The organism is Streptomyces sp. NPDC053665 (assembly GCF_055585285.1).
Genome location: NZ_JBVJKK010000001.1, coordinates 741,703 through 757,628, shown reverse-complemented (window position 1 = coordinate 757,628; position 15,926 = coordinate 741,703). Strand labels below are relative to the sequence as shown.

14 protein-coding genes are annotated in these 15,926 nt (G+C 72.5%); all 14 read left to right on the top strand.

The annotated features are described in order from the left end of the window. Nucleotide 1: 1 nt before the first annotated feature. Nucleotides 2–874: a glycosyltransferase family 2 protein gene (locus tag ACZ6ZN_RS03280; RefSeq protein WP_398107943.1), complete on the top strand. Its 873-nt coding sequence runs from the start codon at nt 2–4 to the stop codon at nt 872–874. 108 nt (nt 875–982) lie between these two features. Beyond that, the gene (locus tag ACZ6ZN_RS03275) at nt 983–1,912 is read left to right on the top strand and encodes an ABC transporter permease (RefSeq protein ID WP_398107825.1); all 930 of its coding nucleotides are present in this window, start codon (nt 983–985) and stop codon (nt 1,910–1,912) included. After that, nucleotides 1,905–2,690, top strand: a complete 786-nt coding sequence (locus tag ACZ6ZN_RS03270; RefSeq protein WP_398107824.1) for an ABC transporter ATP-binding protein — start codon at nt 1,905–1,907, stop codon at nt 2,688–2,690. The genes ACZ6ZN_RS03275 and ACZ6ZN_RS03270 overlap by 8 nt, the downstream gene beginning before the upstream one ends. A 359-nt stretch (nt 2,691–3,049) precedes the next feature. Further along, nucleotides 3,050–3,952: a squalene synthase HpnC gene (hpnC, locus tag ACZ6ZN_RS03265; protein WP_469642702.1), complete on the top strand. Its 903-nt coding sequence runs from the start codon at nt 3,050–3,052 to the stop codon at nt 3,950–3,952. Next, the gene (gene hpnD / locus ACZ6ZN_RS03260; RefSeq protein WP_469642700.1) at nt 3,949–4,899 is read left to right on the top strand and encodes a presqualene diphosphate synthase HpnD; all 951 of its coding nucleotides are present in this window, start codon (nt 3,949–3,951) and stop codon (nt 4,897–4,899) included. Before hpnC ends, hpnD begins: the two co-directional genes overlap by 4 nt. Then, nucleotides 4,896–5,030 (top strand): DUF6380 family protein, encoded by a 135-nt coding sequence (locus ACZ6ZN_RS03255; RefSeq protein ID WP_398107821.1) that lies wholly within the window; start codon nt 4,896–4,898, stop codon nt 5,028–5,030. Before hpnD ends, ACZ6ZN_RS03255 begins: the two co-directional genes overlap by 4 nt. Continuing rightward, nucleotides 5,027–6,439, top strand: coding sequence for a hydroxysqualene dehydroxylase HpnE (gene hpnE / locus ACZ6ZN_RS03250; protein WP_469642698.1), 1,413 nt, complete (start codon nt 5,027–5,029; stop codon nt 6,437–6,439). The genes ACZ6ZN_RS03255 and hpnE overlap by 4 nt, the downstream gene beginning before the upstream one ends. Nucleotides 6,440–6,504: 65 nt before the next feature. After that, nucleotides 6,505–7,572: a polyprenyl synthetase family protein gene (locus ACZ6ZN_RS03245; protein WP_469642696.1), complete on the top strand. Its 1,068-nt coding sequence runs from the start codon at nt 6,505–6,507 to the stop codon at nt 7,570–7,572. A 122-nt stretch (nt 7,573–7,694) separates the two neighbouring features. Next, a complete protein-coding gene (gene shc / locus ACZ6ZN_RS03240) occupies nt 7,695–9,740 on the top strand; it encodes a squalene--hopene cyclase (RefSeq protein WP_469642694.1) in 2,046 nt (681 codons plus the stop codon). Beyond that, nucleotides 9,740–10,381 (top strand): phosphorylase family protein, encoded by a 642-nt coding sequence (locus ACZ6ZN_RS03235; RefSeq protein WP_451876972.1) that lies wholly within the window; start codon nt 9,740–9,742, stop codon nt 10,379–10,381. Before shc ends, ACZ6ZN_RS03235 begins: the two co-directional genes overlap by 1 nt. 5 nt (nt 10,382–10,386) lie before the next feature. Further along, a complete protein-coding gene (gene hpnH, locus ACZ6ZN_RS03230) occupies nt 10,387–11,409 on the top strand; it encodes an adenosyl-hopene transferase HpnH (protein WP_451876971.1) in 1,023 nt (340 codons plus the stop codon). Nucleotides 11,410–11,413: 4 nt separating this feature from the next. Next, on the top strand, nt 11,414–12,571 hold the full coding sequence (gene ispG / locus ACZ6ZN_RS03225) for a flavodoxin-dependent (E)-4-hydroxy-3-methylbut-2-enyl-diphosphate synthase (RefSeq protein ID WP_469642692.1): 1,158 nt from the start codon (nt 11,414–11,416) through the stop codon (nt 12,569–12,571). A gap of 29 nt (nt 12,572–12,600) precedes the next feature. Next, nucleotides 12,601–14,496: a 1-deoxy-D-xylulose-5-phosphate synthase gene (gene dxs / locus ACZ6ZN_RS03220; RefSeq protein WP_469642690.1), complete on the top strand. Its 1,896-nt coding sequence runs from the start codon at nt 12,601–12,603 to the stop codon at nt 14,494–14,496. After that, nucleotides 14,493–15,908 (top strand): aspartate aminotransferase family protein, encoded by a 1,416-nt coding sequence (locus ACZ6ZN_RS03215; RefSeq protein ID WP_451876968.1) that lies wholly within the window; start codon nt 14,493–14,495, stop codon nt 15,906–15,908. The genes dxs and ACZ6ZN_RS03215 overlap by 4 nt, the downstream gene beginning before the upstream one ends. Nucleotides 15,909–15,926 lie beyond the last annotated feature (18 nt).

Genomic DNA, 15,926 nt, shown 5'->3' with positions numbered 1-15,926 from the left:
CATGAAGGTCGGGGCCGTCATCATCACCATGGGCAACCGCCCCGACGAGCTGCGCGCCCTGCTCGACTCCGTCGCCAAGCAGGACGGCGACCCGGTCGAGGTCGTCGTCGTCGGCAACGGCTCGCCCGTGCCGGACGTCCCCGAGGGCGTGCGCACCATCGAGCTGCCCGAGAACCTCGGCATCCCCGGCGGCCGCAACGTCGGCATCGAGGCCTTCGGCCCGGCCGGGCGCGACGTCGACATCCTGCTCTTCCTCGACGACGACGGGCTGCTCGCCCACCACGACACCGCCGAGCTGTGCCGCAAGGCCTTCGAGGCGGACCCGAAGCTCGGCATCGTCAGCTTCCGCATCGCCGACCCCGACACCGGCGTCACCCAGCGCCGGCACGTGCCCCGGCTGCGGGCCTCCGACCCGATGCGCTCCTCCCGGGTCACCACCTTCCTCGGCGGTGCCAACGCCGTCCGCACCCGCGTCCTCGCCGAGGTCGGCGGCCTCCCGGACGAGTTCTTCTACGCCCACGAGGAGACCGACCTGGCCTGGCGCGCCCTGGACGCCGGCTGGATGATCGACTACCGGTCCGACATGGTGCTGTACCACCCGACGACCGCGCCCTCGCGCCACGCGGTGTACCACCGCATGGTCGCCCGCAACCGCGTCTGGCTGGCCCGCCGCAACCTGCCCGCCCTCCTCGTCCCGGTGTACCTGGGCGTGTGGCTGCTGCTCACCCTGCTGCGCCGCCCCTCGGGCCCGGCCCTGCGGGCCTGGTTCGGCGGTTTCCGCGAGGGCTGGACCACCCCGTGCGGCCCCCGCCGTCCCATGAAGTGGCGTACGGTGTGGCGGCTGACCCGGCTGGGCCGGCCCCCGGTCATCTGACAGGCTCGGGTCCGGGACCACCCGCCGGCGCCCGGCGGGACCGTACCCTGGCCCCGGCCCGAGCAGGCCCGCACAGGCCGCCTCTATCGAAGACGAAAGTTTCCACTAGTGAGTGAGACAACGCACGACGCCACGGTCGCGGTCAGCGCGCCCGTGGCGCCCGACGAGGGCCTCACGGCGAAGGAGCTCGCCGCCAAGTACGGGCTGAGCGTGAGCGGCGCCCGGCCCTCGCTGCCGGAGTACGTGGCTCAGCTCTGGGACCGGCGGCACTTCATCCTCGCCTTCTCCCGGGCGAAGCTGACCGCCCAGTACAGCCAGGCCAAGCTCGGCCAGCTGTGGCAGGTGGCCACGCCGCTGCTGAACGCGGCCGTGTACTTCTTCATCTTCGGTCTGCTGCTGGAGGCCGACCGCGGTCTGCCCCGCGAGGTCTACGTCCCGTTCCTCGTCACGGGCGTGTTCGTCTTCACCTTCACGCAGAGCTCGGTCATGGCGGGCGTGCGCGCCATCTCCGGCAACCTCGGGCTGGTCCGCGCCCTGCACTTCCCGCGGGCGTCCCTGCCGATCTCCTTCGCGCTGCAGCAGCTCCAGCAGCTGCTGTTCTCGATGATCGTGCTGTTCGCCATCGTGATCGGCTTCGGCCACTACCCGGACCTGTCCTGGCTGCTGATCGTGCCGGCACTGGTCCTGCAGTTCTGCTTCAACACCGGCCTGGCGCTGATCATGGCCAGGGCGGGCGCCAAGACCCCGGACCTGGCGCAGCTCATGCCGTTCGTGATGCGGACCTGGATGTACGCGTCCGGCGTGATGTTCTCCATCCCGATCTTCCTGGCGGACAAGCCGTCCTGGATCGCGAACCTCCTGCAGTGGAACCCGGCCGCGGTCTACATGGACCTGGTGCGCTTCGCCCTGATCGACGACTACGGCGGGAAGTACCTGCCGGACCACGTGTGGGCGGTCGCGGGCGGCTGGGCGGTGCTGTTCGCCGTCGGCGGCTTCGTGTACTTCTGGAAGGCGGAGGAGAGGTACGGCCGTGGCTGAGCAGCGAGACGAGCGGATCCCCACCGTCATCGCGGACGATCTGCACATCGTCTACCGCGTGAACGGCGCCAAGTCCGGCAAGGGCAGTGCCACCGCCGCCCTCAGCCGCATCCTCAAGAAGGGCTCCGCCGACACGGAGCGGGGTGTGCGCAAGGTGCACGCCGTGCGCGGCGTCTCCTTCGTCGCCTACCGCGGCGAGGCCATCGGCCTGATCGGTTCCAACGGCTCCGGCAAGTCGACGCTGCTGCGCGCGATCGCCGGCCTGCTCCCCGCCGAGCGGGGCAAGGTGTACACCGACGGCCAGCCCTCGCTGCTCGGCGTCAACGCGGCCCTGATGAACGACCTCACCGGAGAACGCAACGTCATATTGGGCGGGCTCGCCATGGGGATGTCCCGCGAGGAGATCAAGGAGCGCTACCAGGACATCGTCGACTTCTCCGGCATCAACGAGAAGGGCGACTTCATCACCCTGCCGATGCGCACCTACTCCTCCGGCATGGCCGCCCGTCTCCGCTTCTCCATCGCCGCGGCCAAGGACCACGACGTCCTGATGATCGACGAGGCGCTCGCCACCGGTGACCGCAAGTTCCAGAAGCGCTCCGAGAACCGCATCCGCGAGCTGCGCAAGGAAGCCGGCACGGTGTTCCTGGTCAGCCACAACAACAAGTCCATCCGCGACACCTGCGACCGCGTCCTGTGGCTGGAACGCGGCGAGCTGCGCATGGACGGCCCGACCGACGAGGTGCTCAAGGAGTACGAGAAGTTCACGGGCAAGTAGCGCGATCCGGCCAGGGCCCCTCCGGAACTGCTCCGGCGGGGCCCCGCGTCTGCAAAAGAAGCGTCAACTCCGGGCCCGGGCAGGAATCTTGGGGCCGATCGGTGCGTTCTCCCGGGGTGCGGGCCACCCTGACGAACCGTGTCGTGTGGGACAACGTAAGCTGTACCGGTCCCGAAACACGGCAATCAGGGCAATAATGCGCGACACCGCCCGTCGGACGACCGTGCGGACGGCCGGGCGGCGTGTCCGAAATAGTGTGTATTGGGTCGGCAGTGTAGAACGGGAGATGTGACGGCGATGGCTACGGAAACTCCCCAGCTCCACGCAGCACGTGCCGTCCCCGCACCGGGCAGCCGGCGGTGACGGGAACCGGCACGGCGCGCACCCTCGACCCGGAGCGCGCCACCCTCGACAAGGCCGCGGGTGAGAACTTCCCCGTGGCCCCCTTCTTCCTGCCCCGGGCCTGGCGCACCGACCTCATGGCCGTCTACGGCTTCGCCCGTCTCGTCGACGACATCGGCGACGGCGACCTCGCCCCCGGCGGCGCCGACGCCCGGCTGCTCGGCGTGTCCCCGCAGGACGCCGACGACCGGCTGGTCCTGCTCGACGCCTTCGAGACCGACCTGCGCAGGGTCTTCGACTCCACCCCCCGCCACCCCCTGCTGCGCCGGCTGCAGCCCACCGTGCGGCGGCGCGCCCTGACCCCGGAGCCGTTCCTCGGCCTGATCGCCGCCAACCGCCAGGACCAGCTGGTCGGCCGCTACGAGACCTACGACGACCTGCTCGCCTACTGCGAGCTGTCCGCCAACCCGGTCGGCCGTCTCGTCCTCGCCGTCACCGGCACCTCGACGCCCGAGCGGATCCGCCGCTCCGACATGATCTGCACCGCCCTGCAGATCGTCGAGCATCTCCAGGACGTGGCCGAGGACCTCGCCCGGGACCGCGTGTACCTGCCCGCCGCCGACCTCAAGCGCTTCCACGTCCAGGAGGAGGACCTCGCCGCGGCGAGCGCGGGGGCGTCGGTCCGGGCGCTGGTGGCGTACGAGGCGCAGCGCGCCCGCGACCTGCTGGACGAGGGCGCGCCCCTGGTGGGCAGCGTCCACGGCAGGCTGCGGCTGCTGCTCGCGGGCTTCGTGGCGGGGGGAAGGGCGGCGCTGAGGGCGGTCGCCGCCGCCGATTTCGACGTACTTCCCGGCCCGCCCAAGCCCGGCAAGCTCCAGGTGCTGCGTGAGGTGGGCTCGATCCTGCGAGGAGAGGGGTGATCCGGACCGTGGAATCCGAACCGCACACGTCCGCGCCGGTACTCGCCGCCTACAGCTACTGCGAGGCCGTCACCGGGCGGCAGGCCCGCAACTTCGCCTACGGCATCCGCCTGCTGCCGACGCCCCAGCGCCGTGCCATGTCGGCGCTCTACGCGTTCTCGCGACGCGTCGACGACATCGGCGACGGCCCGCTCACGGGCGAGGTCAAGGTGGCCCGGCTGGAGGAGACGCGGGCGCTGCTCACCCGGATCCGCGAGGGCGGGGTCGGCGAGGACGACACCGACCCGGTCGCCGTGGCCCTCACGCACGCCGCCTCCTACTTCCCGATCCCGCTGGGCGGTCTGGACGAGCTCATCGACGGTGTCCAGATGGACGTCCAGGGCGAGACGTACGAGACCTGGGACGACCTGAAGGTCTACTGCCGTTGTGTGGCGGGGGCCATCGGGCGGCTCTCGCTCGGGGTGTTCGGCACCGAACCGGGGGCGCGCGGCGTCGACCGCGCGCCGGAGTACGCCGACACGCTCGGCCTCGCGCTCCAGCTCACCAACATCCTCCGTGACGTCCGGGAGGACGCCGAGGGCGGGCGCACCTACCTGCCCGCCGACGACCTCGCCAAGTTCGGTTGCTCCGCGGGCTTCAGCGGCCCCCGTCCGCCCGAGGGCTCGGACTTCGCGGGGCTCGTGCACTTCGAGGTGCGCCGGGCCCGCGCCCTGTTCGCCGAGGGCTACCGGCTGCTGCCCATGCTCGACCGGCGCAGCGGCGCCTGCGTCGCCGCCATGGCCGGCATCTACCGCCGTCTGCTGGACCGCATCGAGCGGGACCCGGAGGCGGTGCTGCGCGGCCGGGTGTCGCTGCCCGGCCGGGAGAAGGCGTACGTGGCCGTGCGCGGTCTGTCGGGTCTCGACGCCCGGCACGTCACGCGACGCGCCGTCAGGAGGCGGGTGTGAGCGACGAAGGAGCCGCCACCGAAGGAGAACGGCGGGCAACCCTCCGGCCCGGGGGCGCGTCCCTGACACAGACGGCCTCCCGCGCGGGCTTCGCGCGGCACGGCCGCCACGCGGGGGAGGGGGTGCGATGACCCACGGCACGCGGTCCCGGGGACCGGCCGCGGACGGACGGCACACCGTCGTGGTGGGCGGCGGGCTCGCCGGTGTCACCACCGCGCTCGCCCTCGCCGACGCCGGGGTGCGCGTCACCCTCCTGGAGGGCCGTCCCCGGCTGGGCGGCCTGGCGTTCTCCTTCCGGCGCGGCGACCTGACCGTCGACAACGGACAGCACGTCTACCTGCGCTGCTGCACCGCCTACCGGTGGTTCCTCGACCGCATCGAGGGCGCGGCCCTGGCCCCGCTCCAGCACCGGCTCGACGTACCGGTCCTGGACGCCGAACGCCCCGCGGGCCGGCGCCTGGGCAGACTGCGGCGCGACGCGCTGCCCGTGCCGCTGCACCTGGGCCGCAGCCTCGCCGGCTATCCGCACCTGTCGCTCGCCGAACGCGCCAGGGTCGGCCGCGCCGCGCTCGCCCTGAAGAAGCTCGACCCGGCCGACCCGGCGCTGGACGCGCAGGACTTCGGCAGCTGGCTGGCCGCGCACGGCCAGTCCGCCCGCGCCGTCGAGGCCCTGTGGGACCTGGTCGGGGTCGCCACCCTCAACGCCGTCGCCGCGGACTCCTCCCTGGCGCTGGCCGCCATGGTGTTCCGGACCGGCCTGCTGTCCGACCCGGGCGCGGCCGACATCGGCTGGGCGAGCGTGCCGCTCGGCGACCTCCACGACGGGCTGGCCCGCAAGGCCCTCGACTCCGCGGGCGTGCGCACCGAGCTGCGCACCCGCGTCACCTCCGTCCGGGCGCAGCCGGACGGCCGCTGGCACGTCGAGGTCCCCGGCGAGACGCTCCACGCCGACGCGGTGGTGCTCGCCGTGCCGCAGCGCGAGGCGCACGGCCTGCTCCCCGACGGAGCCCTCGACGCCCCCGAGCGGCTGCTGCGGATCGGCACCGCGCCGATCCTCAACGTCCACGTCGTGTACGACCGCACGGTCCTCACCCGGCCCTTCTTCACCGCCCTGGGCAGCCCCGTGCAGTGGGTGTTCGACCGCACCGAGGCGTCCGGGCTGCGCGAGGGCCAGTACCTCGCCGTGTCCCAGTCGGCCGCCCAGGACGAGATCGACGCCCCCGTGGCGGTGCTGAGCGAGCGGTACCTGCCCGAGCTGGAGCGGCTGCTGCCCCGGGCCCGGGGCGCGCACGTGAGGGACTTCTTCGTCACCCGGGAGCGGACCGCCACGTTCGCTCCCACCCCCGGCGTCGGGCGCCTCAGGCCCGGTGCCCGCACCAAGGCACCCGGCCTGTACCTGGCCGGAGCGTGGACCGCCACCGGGTGGCCCGCGACCATGGAGAGTGCGGTCCGCAGCGGCGTGAGCGCGGCGGACGCCGTGCTGGGCGCCCTGGGCCGGCCCCGCCCGCAGCACCTCTTCGCGTTCGAGGAGGCGGCGTGATGCTCGCTCGGCACGACGCGGCAGGCGGCCCCCGTACCTCCGGCACCGCAACAAGAGGAGAGACTGTGCCCACTGTGCCCCCGGCCTCGAGGACCGCCGAGGCGGTGGACGTGACCGCGCTGCTGGAGCGCGGCCGGACCCTGGCCACTCCGGTACTGCGGGCGGCCGTCGACCGGCTGGCCCCTCCCATGGACACGGTTGCCGCCTACCACTTCGGCTGGATCGACGCCCAGGGCAGGCCCGCCGCGGGCGACGGCGGCAAGGCGGTGCGCCCCGCCCTCGCCGTGCTGTCCGCCGAGGTCATGTCCGCGGCCCCCGAGACGGGCGTCCCCGGCGCCGTCGCCGTGGAGCTCGTCCACAACTTCTCCCTCCTGCACGACGACCTCATGGACGGCGACGAGCAGCGCCGCCACCGCGACACGGTCTGGAAGGTGCACGGTCCCGCGCAGGCCATCCTGGTCGGCGACGCCCTGTTCGCCCTGGCCAACGAGGTGCTCCTCGGACTCGGCACCGTCGAGGCCGGCCGCGCCACCCGCCGCCTGACCACCGCCACCCGCGCCCTGATCGACGGCCAGGCCCAGGACATCTCCTACGAGCACCGCGACCGGGTCAGCGTCGAGGAGTGCCTGGAGATGGAGGGCAACAAGACCGGTGCCCTGCTCGCCTGCGCCAGCTCCATCGGCGCGGTCCTCGGCGGGGCCGACGACCGCACCGCCGACACGCTGGAGAAGTACGGCTACCACCTCGGCCTGGCCTTCCAGGCCGTCGACGACCTCCTCGGCATCTGGGGCGACCCGGACGCCACGGGGAAGCAGACCTGGAGCGACCTGCGCCAGCGCAAGAAGTCGCTGCCCGTGGTGGCCGCGCTCGCGGCGGGCGGCCCCGCCTCCGAGCGGCTCGGCGAACTGCTCGCCGCCGACGCCAAGGCCAGCGACTTCGAGAACTTCTCCGAGGAGGAGTTCGCGGCCCGCGCCGCCCTGATCGAAGAGGCCGGCGGCCGCGAGTGGACCGCCGGCGAGGCACGCCGCCAGCACACCATCGCCATCGAGGCCCTCGACGCCGTCGACATGCCCGACCGGGTGCGGGAGCAGTTCACGGCGCTCGCGGACTTCGTCGTCGTACGGAAGAGATGATCACCATCGGCCGAATAACCCTCGCGTAGTCGCCGGCCGGTGCCGCGAGCAGCACCCGGACACCGGCCGACGGCGGACCCACAGCAGATGCACACCTTGCAGGACTGCACGAAGGGGAAGCCATGACAGCGACGACCGACGGAAGCTTCGGGGCCCTGCCACCCCGCGCCGCCGCGGCCAGCGACACCGACACGCACACCCCCGGGGCGGCCGGGGTACCGCAGGCCGCCGCACGCGCCGCCCGGCGCGCCACCGACCACCTGCTCTCCCGCCAGGACCCCCAGGGCTGGTGGAAGGGCGACCTCGAGACCAACGTCACGATGGACGCCGAGGATCTGCTGCTGCGTCAGTTCCTCGGCATCCGCGACGACAGGACCACCCGGGCCGCCGCCCTGTTCATCCGCGGCGAGCAGCGCGAGGACGGCACCTGGTCCACCTTCCACGGCGGGCCGGGCGAACTCTCCGCCACCGTCGAGGCCTACGTCGCGCTCCGCCTCGCCGGTGACGCGCCCGACGCCCCCCACATGGCGAAGGCCGCCGCCTGGGTCCGCGCCCAGGGCGGCATCGCGGCGGCCCGGGTCTTCACCCGGATCTGGCTGGCCCTGTTCGGCTGGTGGAAGTGGGAGGAGCTGCCCGAACTCCCGCCGGAGCTCATCTTCCTCCCCACCTGGGTGCCGCTCAACATCTACGACTTCGGCTGCTGGGCCCGGCAGACCATCGTCCCGCTGACCGTGGTCTCCGCGAAGCGGCCGGTGCGCCCCGCGCCCTTCCCGCTCGACGAGCTGCACACCGACCCGGAGCGCCCGAACCCGCGCAAGCCCCTCGCCCCGCCGCTGAGTTGGGACGGGGCCTTCCAGCGCATGGACAAGGGCCTGCACGCCCTGCGCAAGGTCGTGCCCGGAGGACTGCGCCGGGCGGCCCTGAACAGCGCCGCCCGCTGGATCGTCGAACGGCAGGAGAACGACGGCTGCTGGGGCGGCATCCAGCCCCCGGCCGTGTACTCGATCATCGCCCTGCATCTGCTCGGCTACGACCTTCAGCACCCGGTGATGCGGGAAGGACTCGCCTCGCTGGACCGGTTCGCCGTGTGGCGCGAGGACGGGGCCCGCATGATCGAGGCGTGCCAGTCGCCGGTGTGGGACACCTGCCTGGCCGCCATCGCGCTCGTGGACGCCGGACTCCCCCCGGACCACCCGCAGTTGGTGAAGGCGGCCGACTGGATGCTGGGCGAGGAGATCGTCCGGCCCGGTGACTGGTCCGTGCGCCGGCCCCATCTTCCGCCCGGCGGCTGGGCGTTCGAGTTCCACAACGACAACTACCCCGACATCGACGACACCGCCGAGGTGATCCTCGCCCTGCGCCGGATCGCCCACCACGACCCCCGGCGGCTGGACCGGGCCGTCGGGCGCGGGGTGCGCTGGACACTCGGCATGCAGTCGAGGAACGGCGCCTGGGGAGCCTTCGACGCGGACAACACCAGCCCGTTCCCCAACCGGCTGCCGTTCTGCGACTTCGGCGAGGTCGTCGACCCGCCCTCCGCCGACGTCACCGCGCACGTCGTGGAGATGCTCGCCGTCGAGGGGCTGGCCCACGACCCGCGCACCCGGCGCGGCGTGGAGTGGCTGCTGGCCGAACAGGAGCCCGACGGCTCGTGGTTCGGGCGCTGGGGCGTCAACTACGTCTACGGCACCGGGTCGGTCGTCCCCGCCCTGGTCGCCGCCGGCCTGCCCGCCGCGCACCCGGCGATCCGGCGCGCCGTGGGATGGCTGGAGTCGGTGCAGAACGACGACGGCGGCTGGGGCGAGGACCTGCGCTCCTACCGGGACCCCGCGCGGTGGAGCGGCCGGGGCGCCTCGACCGCCTCCCAGACCGCGTGGGCGCTGATGGCGCTGCTGGCGGCGGGGGAGCGCGACTCCCGCGCCGTGGAACGCGGCATCGAGTGGCTGGCCGCCACCCAGCGGGAGGACGGCTCCTGGGACGAGCCGCACTTCACGGGGACGGGCTTCCCGTGGGACTTCTCGATCAACTACCACCTCTACCGGCAGGTGTTCCCGCTCACCGCACTCGGCCGCTACCTCCACGGAGAGCCCTTCGCGGACCGGCTGCGGGTGAGCGGCTCGGCGGGGGAGGCCGGCGACTACCGGCTCGCCGGGGCCGAGGCCGACTGATGAGCACGCGGACCGGCCCGGCCCCGCTGCTGATCGCCTGCGCGCTCGGCATCGAGCAGTTCGCCCTGCGCGCGGGCGGCCGCGGCGGCGCCGGCGGACCGGTCACCGTGCTGCGGACCGGGATGGGGCCGGCGGCGGCCGAGCGGGCCGTCACACGGATGCTCGCCGATCCGGCCCTGGGCGGCGCCGCCGTCCTCGCCACCGGCTTCTGCGCCGGGCTCGCGCCCGGGATGCACCCGGGCGACCTCGTCGTCGCCGAGGAGACCCGCGACCCGCGCGCCACGACGGCCTGCGTCGGGACCGACCTGCTGGTGAAGGCCCTGGTCCGCGCGGTACCCGGACGGACCGTGCACACCGGCCCGCTCACCGGGTCCGACCACGTCGTGCGCGGCCCCGAGCGCTCGGCCCTGCGCGCCACCGGAGCCATCGCCGCCGACATGGAGTCCGCCGCCACGCTCCTGAGCGCCGTGCGCGGGGGCGAGCGCCCGGTTGCGGCCGTCCGGGTGGTCGTGGACGCTCCAGAACATGAACTCGTCCGGATCGGCACGGTGCGCGGTGGAATATCAGCTTTCCGTGTTCTTCGTTCGGTCCTTCCCGCTTTCTTCGAATGGCACCGTTCCTTGCTGCTCCCCAGGAGGTGAGCCAGATGGCCATGCCGCTCCGACAGTCCATCAAGGTCGCTACGTACTTGGCTGAACAGAAGCTGCGCCGCAGGGACAAGTTCCCGCTGATCGTGGAGCTGGAACCGCTGTACGCCTGCAACCTCAAGTGCGAGGGATGCGGCAAGATCCAGCACCCCGCCGGGGTGCTGAAGCAGCGGATGCCGGTCGCCCAGGCCGTGGGCGCCGTCATGGAGTCCGGTGCCCCCATGGTGTCCATCGCCGGCGGCGAGCCGCTGATGCACCCGCAGATCGACGAGATCGTGCGTCAGCTGGTGGCCAAACGGAAGTACGTGTTCCTGTGCACCAACGCCATGCTGCTGCGCAAGAAGATGGACAAGTTCACGCCATCGCCCTACTTCGCCTTCGCGGTGCACATCGACGGGCTGCGCGAGCGGCACGACGAGTCCGTGGCCAAGGAAGGCGTGTTCGACGAGGCCGTGGAGGCGATCAAGGAGGCCAAGCGGCGCGGCTTCCGGGTCACCACCAACTCCACCTTCTTCAACACCGACACCCCGCAGACGATCATCGAGGTGCTGAACTTCCTCAACGACGACCTCGAGGTCGACGAGATGATGATCTCGCCCGCCTACGCCTACGAGAAGGCCCCCGACCAGGAGCACTTCCTCGGCGTCGAGCAGACCCGCGAGCTGTTCAAGAAGGCCTTCTCGGGCGGCAACCGGCGGCGCTGGCGGCTCAACCACTCCCCGCTCTTCCTGGACTTCCTGGAGGGCAAGGTCGACTTCCCCTGCACGGCGTGGGCGATCCCGAACTACTCGCTCTTCGGCTGGCAGCGCCCCTGCTACCTGATGAGCGACGGGTACGTGCCGACGTACCGCGAGCTCGTCGAGGACACCGACTGGGACAAGTACGGCCGCGGCAAGGACCCGCGCTGCGCCAACTGCATGGCGCACTGCGGCTACGAGCCCACGGCCGTCCTGGCCACCATGGGCTCGCTCAAGGAGTCGTTGCGCGCCATGCGCGAGACGGTCTCCGGGAACCGGGACTGAGGACGTGACCACCGTCCCGCTGGGCATGCCCGGGGTGCCGGTGCGCCCGGTCGCGCCCCGGCGCGCCTCGCGCACCGTCCACGTCGGCCAGGTGGCCGTGGGCGGCGGCGCCCCGGTGTCGGTGCAGTCGATGACGACGACCCGCACCTCCGACGTCGGCGCCACACTCCAGCAGATCGCCGAGCTCACCGCCGCCGGCTGCCAGATCGTCCGGGTCGCCTGCCCCACGCAGGACGACGCGGACGCCCTGGCGGTCATCGCCCGCAAGTCGCAGATCCCGGTGATCGCGGACATCCACTTCCAGCCCAAGTACCTCTTCGCGGCCATCGAGGCCGGCTGCGCGGCCGTACGCGTCAACCCCGGCAACATCAAGCAGTTCGACGACAAGGTCAAGGAGATCGCCCAGGCCGCCCGCGACCACGGCACCCCGATCCGCATCGGCGTCAACGCCGGGTCGCTGGACCGGCGGCTGCTGCGGAAGCACGGCAGGGCGACCCCCGAGGCGCTCGTGGAGAGCGCCCTGTGGGAGGCGTCCCTGTTCGAGGAGCACGGCTTCCACGACCTGAAGATCTCCGTCAAGCACAACGACCCGGTCGTGATGATCGAGGCGTACCGCCGGCTCGCCGAGAGCTGTGACCATCCGCTGCACCTGGGAGTGACCGAGGCGGGACCGGCGTTCCAGGGCACGATCAAGTCGGCCGTGGCCTTCGGGGCGCTGCTGTCCCAGGGGATCGGCGACACCATCCGGGTGTCGCTCTCCGCGCCGCCCGCCGAGGAGGTCAAGGTCGGCATCCAGATCCTGCAGTCCCTCGGGCTGCGGGAACGCCGGCTGGAGATCGTCTCCTGCCCCTCCTGCGGACGCGCCCAGGTCGACGTGTACAAGCTGGCCGAGGAGGTCACCGCCGGGCTGGAGGGCATGGAGGTGCCGCTGCGCGTCGCCGTCATGGGGTGCGTGGTCAACGGGCCCGGCGAGGCCCGGGAGGCCGATCTGGGCGTGGCCTCCGGCAACGGGAAGGGGCAGATCTTCGTCAAGGGGCAGGTCGTCCGGACCGTGCCCGAGTCGAGGATCGTCGAGACGCTGATCGACGAGGCGATGAGACTCGCCGAGCAGCTGGAGCAGGACGGCGTGGGGCCGGGGGAGCCTGCCGTCACCGTGAGCTGAGCAGCACGGAAACCGAAGGGGGCCCGTAAGTGACGATCCTGGAGAGCATCCGCGGACCACGCGACCTGAAGGCGCTGTCCGAGGCGGAGTTGAGCGCACTGTCCGCGGAGATCCGGGAGTTCCTGGTGCACGCGGTCGCCAGGACCGGGGGCCACCTGGGCCCCAACCTGGGTGTGGTGGAGCTGACCCTGGCCCTGCACCGGGTCTTCGCGTCGCCGGCCGACCGCATCCTGTGGGACACCGGCCACCAGGCGTACGTGCACAAGCTGGTCACCGGCCGGCAGGACTTCTCCAAGCTGCGCGGCAAGGGCGGCCTGTCCGGCTACCCCTCGCGGGAGGAGTCCGAACACGACGTCATCGAGAACAGCCACGCCTCCACCGCCCTCGGCTGGGCCGACGGGCTGGCCAAGGCACGCGAGGTGCGGGGCGGGGACGGCCACGTCGTCGCGGTCGTCGGCGACGGGGCGCTCACCGGCGGCATGGCCTGGGAGGCCCTCAACAACATCGCGGCCGCCCGGAACCGGCCGCTGATCATCGTGGTCAACGACAACGAGCGCTCCTACGCCCCGACCATCGGCGGGCTCGCCGACCACCTCGCCACCCTGCGCACCACCGACGGCTACGAGCGGGTCCTGGCCTGGGGCAAGGACGTGCTCCAGGGCACGCCCCTGGTCGGCGGCACCCTCTACGAGGCCCTGCACGGTGCGAAGAAGGGCTTCAAGGACGCCTTCGCCCCGCAGGGCCTGTTCGAGGACCTGGGCCTGAAGTACGTCGGCCCGATCGACGGCCACGACATCGGGGCCGTGGAGTCGGCCCTCCGGCGCGCGAAGCGCTTCCACGGGCCGGTGCTCGTGCACTGCCTCACGGAGAAGGGCCGGGGGTACGAGCCCGCCCTCGCCCACGAGGAGGACCACTTCCACACCGTCGGCGTCATGGACCCGCTCACCTGCGCCCCGCTGGCGCCGGCGGGCGGCCCCTCCTGGACGTCCGTGTTCGGCGAGGAGATCGTGCGGATCGGCGAGGAGCGGCAGGACGTGGTGGCGATCACCGCCGCCATGCTGCACCCGGTCGGCCTCGGCGCGTTCGCCGCGCGGTTCCCGGAGCGGGTGTGGGACGTCGGCATCGCCGAGCAGCACGCGGCCGTCTCGGCTGCGGGCCTGGCGACGGGCGGACTGCACCCGGTCGTCGCCGTCTACGCCACGTTCCTCAACCGCGCCTTCGACCAGCTGCTGATGGACGTGGCCCTGCACCGCTGCGGGGTGACCTTCGTCCTGGACCGGGCCGGGGTCACCGGCGTCGACGGGGCCTCGCACAACGGCATGTGGGACCTGTCCGTCCTGCAGGTCGTGCCCGGACTGCGCATCGCCGCGCCCCGGGACGCCGACCAGCTGCGGGCCCAGCTGCGCGAGGCGGTCGCCGTGGACGACGCGCCGACCCTGGTCCGCTTCCCGAAGGAGTCGGTGGGGCCGCGCATCCCGGCGATCGACCGGGTGGGGGGAACCGACGTCCTGCACCGGGCGCCGGACCCGCGCGTGCTGCTGGTGGCGGTCGGCGTGATGGCGTCCGTCTGCCTGCGGGCCGCGGAGCTGCTCGAGGCCCGCGGCATCGGCTGCACCGTCGTCGACCCCCGCTGGGTGAAGCCCGTCGACCCCGCGCTGCCGGCCCTGGCCGCCGAGCACGACCTGGTCGCCGTCGTCGAGGACAACAGCCGGGCCGCCGGCGTGGGCTCGGCCGTGGCGCTGGCCCTCGGGGACGCGGAGGTCGACGTGCCCGTGCGGCGCTTCGGCATCCCGGAGCAGTTCCTCGCACACGCCAAGCGCGGCGAGGTGCTGGCCGACATCGGCCTGACCCCCGTAGAGATCGCCGGACGGATCAGCGCGAGTCTGACCGTCGAGGAAGAGCAGTCCAAGGAGTCACAGGAATGACCACCGCCGAATCCGCGTCGGAGTCGTCGCAGGCCGGGGAGTTCGACCTCGGCGCGCTGCTGGCCGAGCGCGGGGCCGAGCGCTACGAGCTGCACACCCGGTACCTCAACCACCAGCTCCCGCGCATGCTGCACACCATCGGCTTCGACAAGGTCTACGAGCGCGCCGAGGGCGCCTACTTCTACGACGCGGACGGCAACGACTACCTGGACATGCTCGCCGGGTTCGGGGTGATGGGGCTCGGCCGCCACCACCCCGTCGTCCGCAAGGCGCTGCACGACGTCCTCGACGCCCGGCTCGCCGACCTGACCCGCTTCGACTGCCAGCCGCTGCCCGGCCTGCTGGCCGAGAAGCTGCTGGCGCACAGCCCGCACCTGGACCGGGTGTTCTTCGGCAACAGCGGCACCGAGGCGGTCGAGGGGGCACTGAAGTTCGCCCGGTTCGTCACCGGCAGGCCCAGGGTCCTGTACTGCGCGCACGCCTTCCACGGCCTGACCACCGGCGCGCTGTCCGTCAACGGCGAGTCCGCCTTCCGCGACGGCTTCGCCCCGCTGCTGCCCGACACGGCCGTGCCGCTCGGCGACCTCGACGCGTTGGAGCGGGAGCTGGACAAGGGCGACGTCGCGGCCCTGATCGTCGAGCCGATCCAGGGCAAGGGCGTGCTGGAGGGCCCGCCCGGCTGGCTGCGGGCCGCGCAGGAGCTGCTCCACCGGCGCGGGGCCCTGCTCATCGCCGACGAGGTGCAGACGGGCCTCGGCCGTACCGGCGACTTCTACGGCTACCAGCACGAGGACGGCGTGGAGCCGGACCTGGTGTGCGTGGCGAAGGCGCTGTCGGGCGGCTACGTCCCCGTCGGCGCCACCCTCGGCAAGGAGTGGATCTTCAAGAAGGTCTACTCGTCCATGGACCGGGTTCTGGTCCACTCGGCGAGCTTCGGGTCCAACGCCCAGGCCATGGCGGCCGGCCTGGCGGTGCTGTCGGTGATGGAGAACGAGCAGATCGTCGCCGGCGTCCGGGCCACCGGCGAGCTGCTCAGGTCCCGGCTCGCGGCGCTGACCGACCGCTACGAGATGCTCGCCGAGGTGCGCGGCCGGGGGCTGATGATCGGCATCGAGTTCGGCCGTCCGAAGTCGCTGAAGCTGCGCAGCCGCTGGGCCATGCTCCAGGCGGCCCGCAAGGGGCTGTTCGCGCAGATGGTCGTGGTGCCGCTGCTGCGGAAGCACCGGATCCTCACCCAGGTCTCCGGCGACCACATGGAGGTGATCAAGCTGATTCCGCCGCTGATCATCGGGGAGCGGGAGGTGGACCGGTTCGTCGAGGCGTTCACGGCCGTGATGGACGACGCCCACGACGGCGGACTGATGTGGGACTTCGGCAAGACCCTCGTCAAGCAGGCGGTCGCCAACCGCTGAATCCGGCCCGGTTTGCCT

Coding starts and splice junctions, on each gene's coding strand:
- shc (WP_469642694.1), top strand. CDS start 7,695: ATGACAGCGACGACCGACGGAAGCTTCGGGGCCCTGCCACCCCGCGCC.
- hpnE (WP_469642698.1), top strand. CDS start 5,027: ATGACCCACGGCACGCGGTCCCGGGGACCGGCCGCGGACGGACGGCAC.
- ACZ6ZN_RS03280 (WP_398107943.1), top strand. CDS start 2: ATGAAGGTCGGGGCCGTCATCATCACCATGGGCAACCGCCCCGACGAG.
- ACZ6ZN_RS03215 (WP_451876968.1), top strand. CDS start 14,493: ATGACCACCGCCGAATCCGCGTCGGAGTCGTCGCAGGCCGGGGAGTTC.
- ACZ6ZN_RS03235 (WP_451876972.1), top strand. CDS start 9,740: ATGAGCACGCGGACCGGCCCGGCCCCGCTGCTGATCGCCTGCGCGCTC.
- hpnH (WP_451876971.1), top strand. CDS start 10,387: ATGGCCATGCCGCTCCGACAGTCCATCAAGGTCGCTACGTACTTGGCT.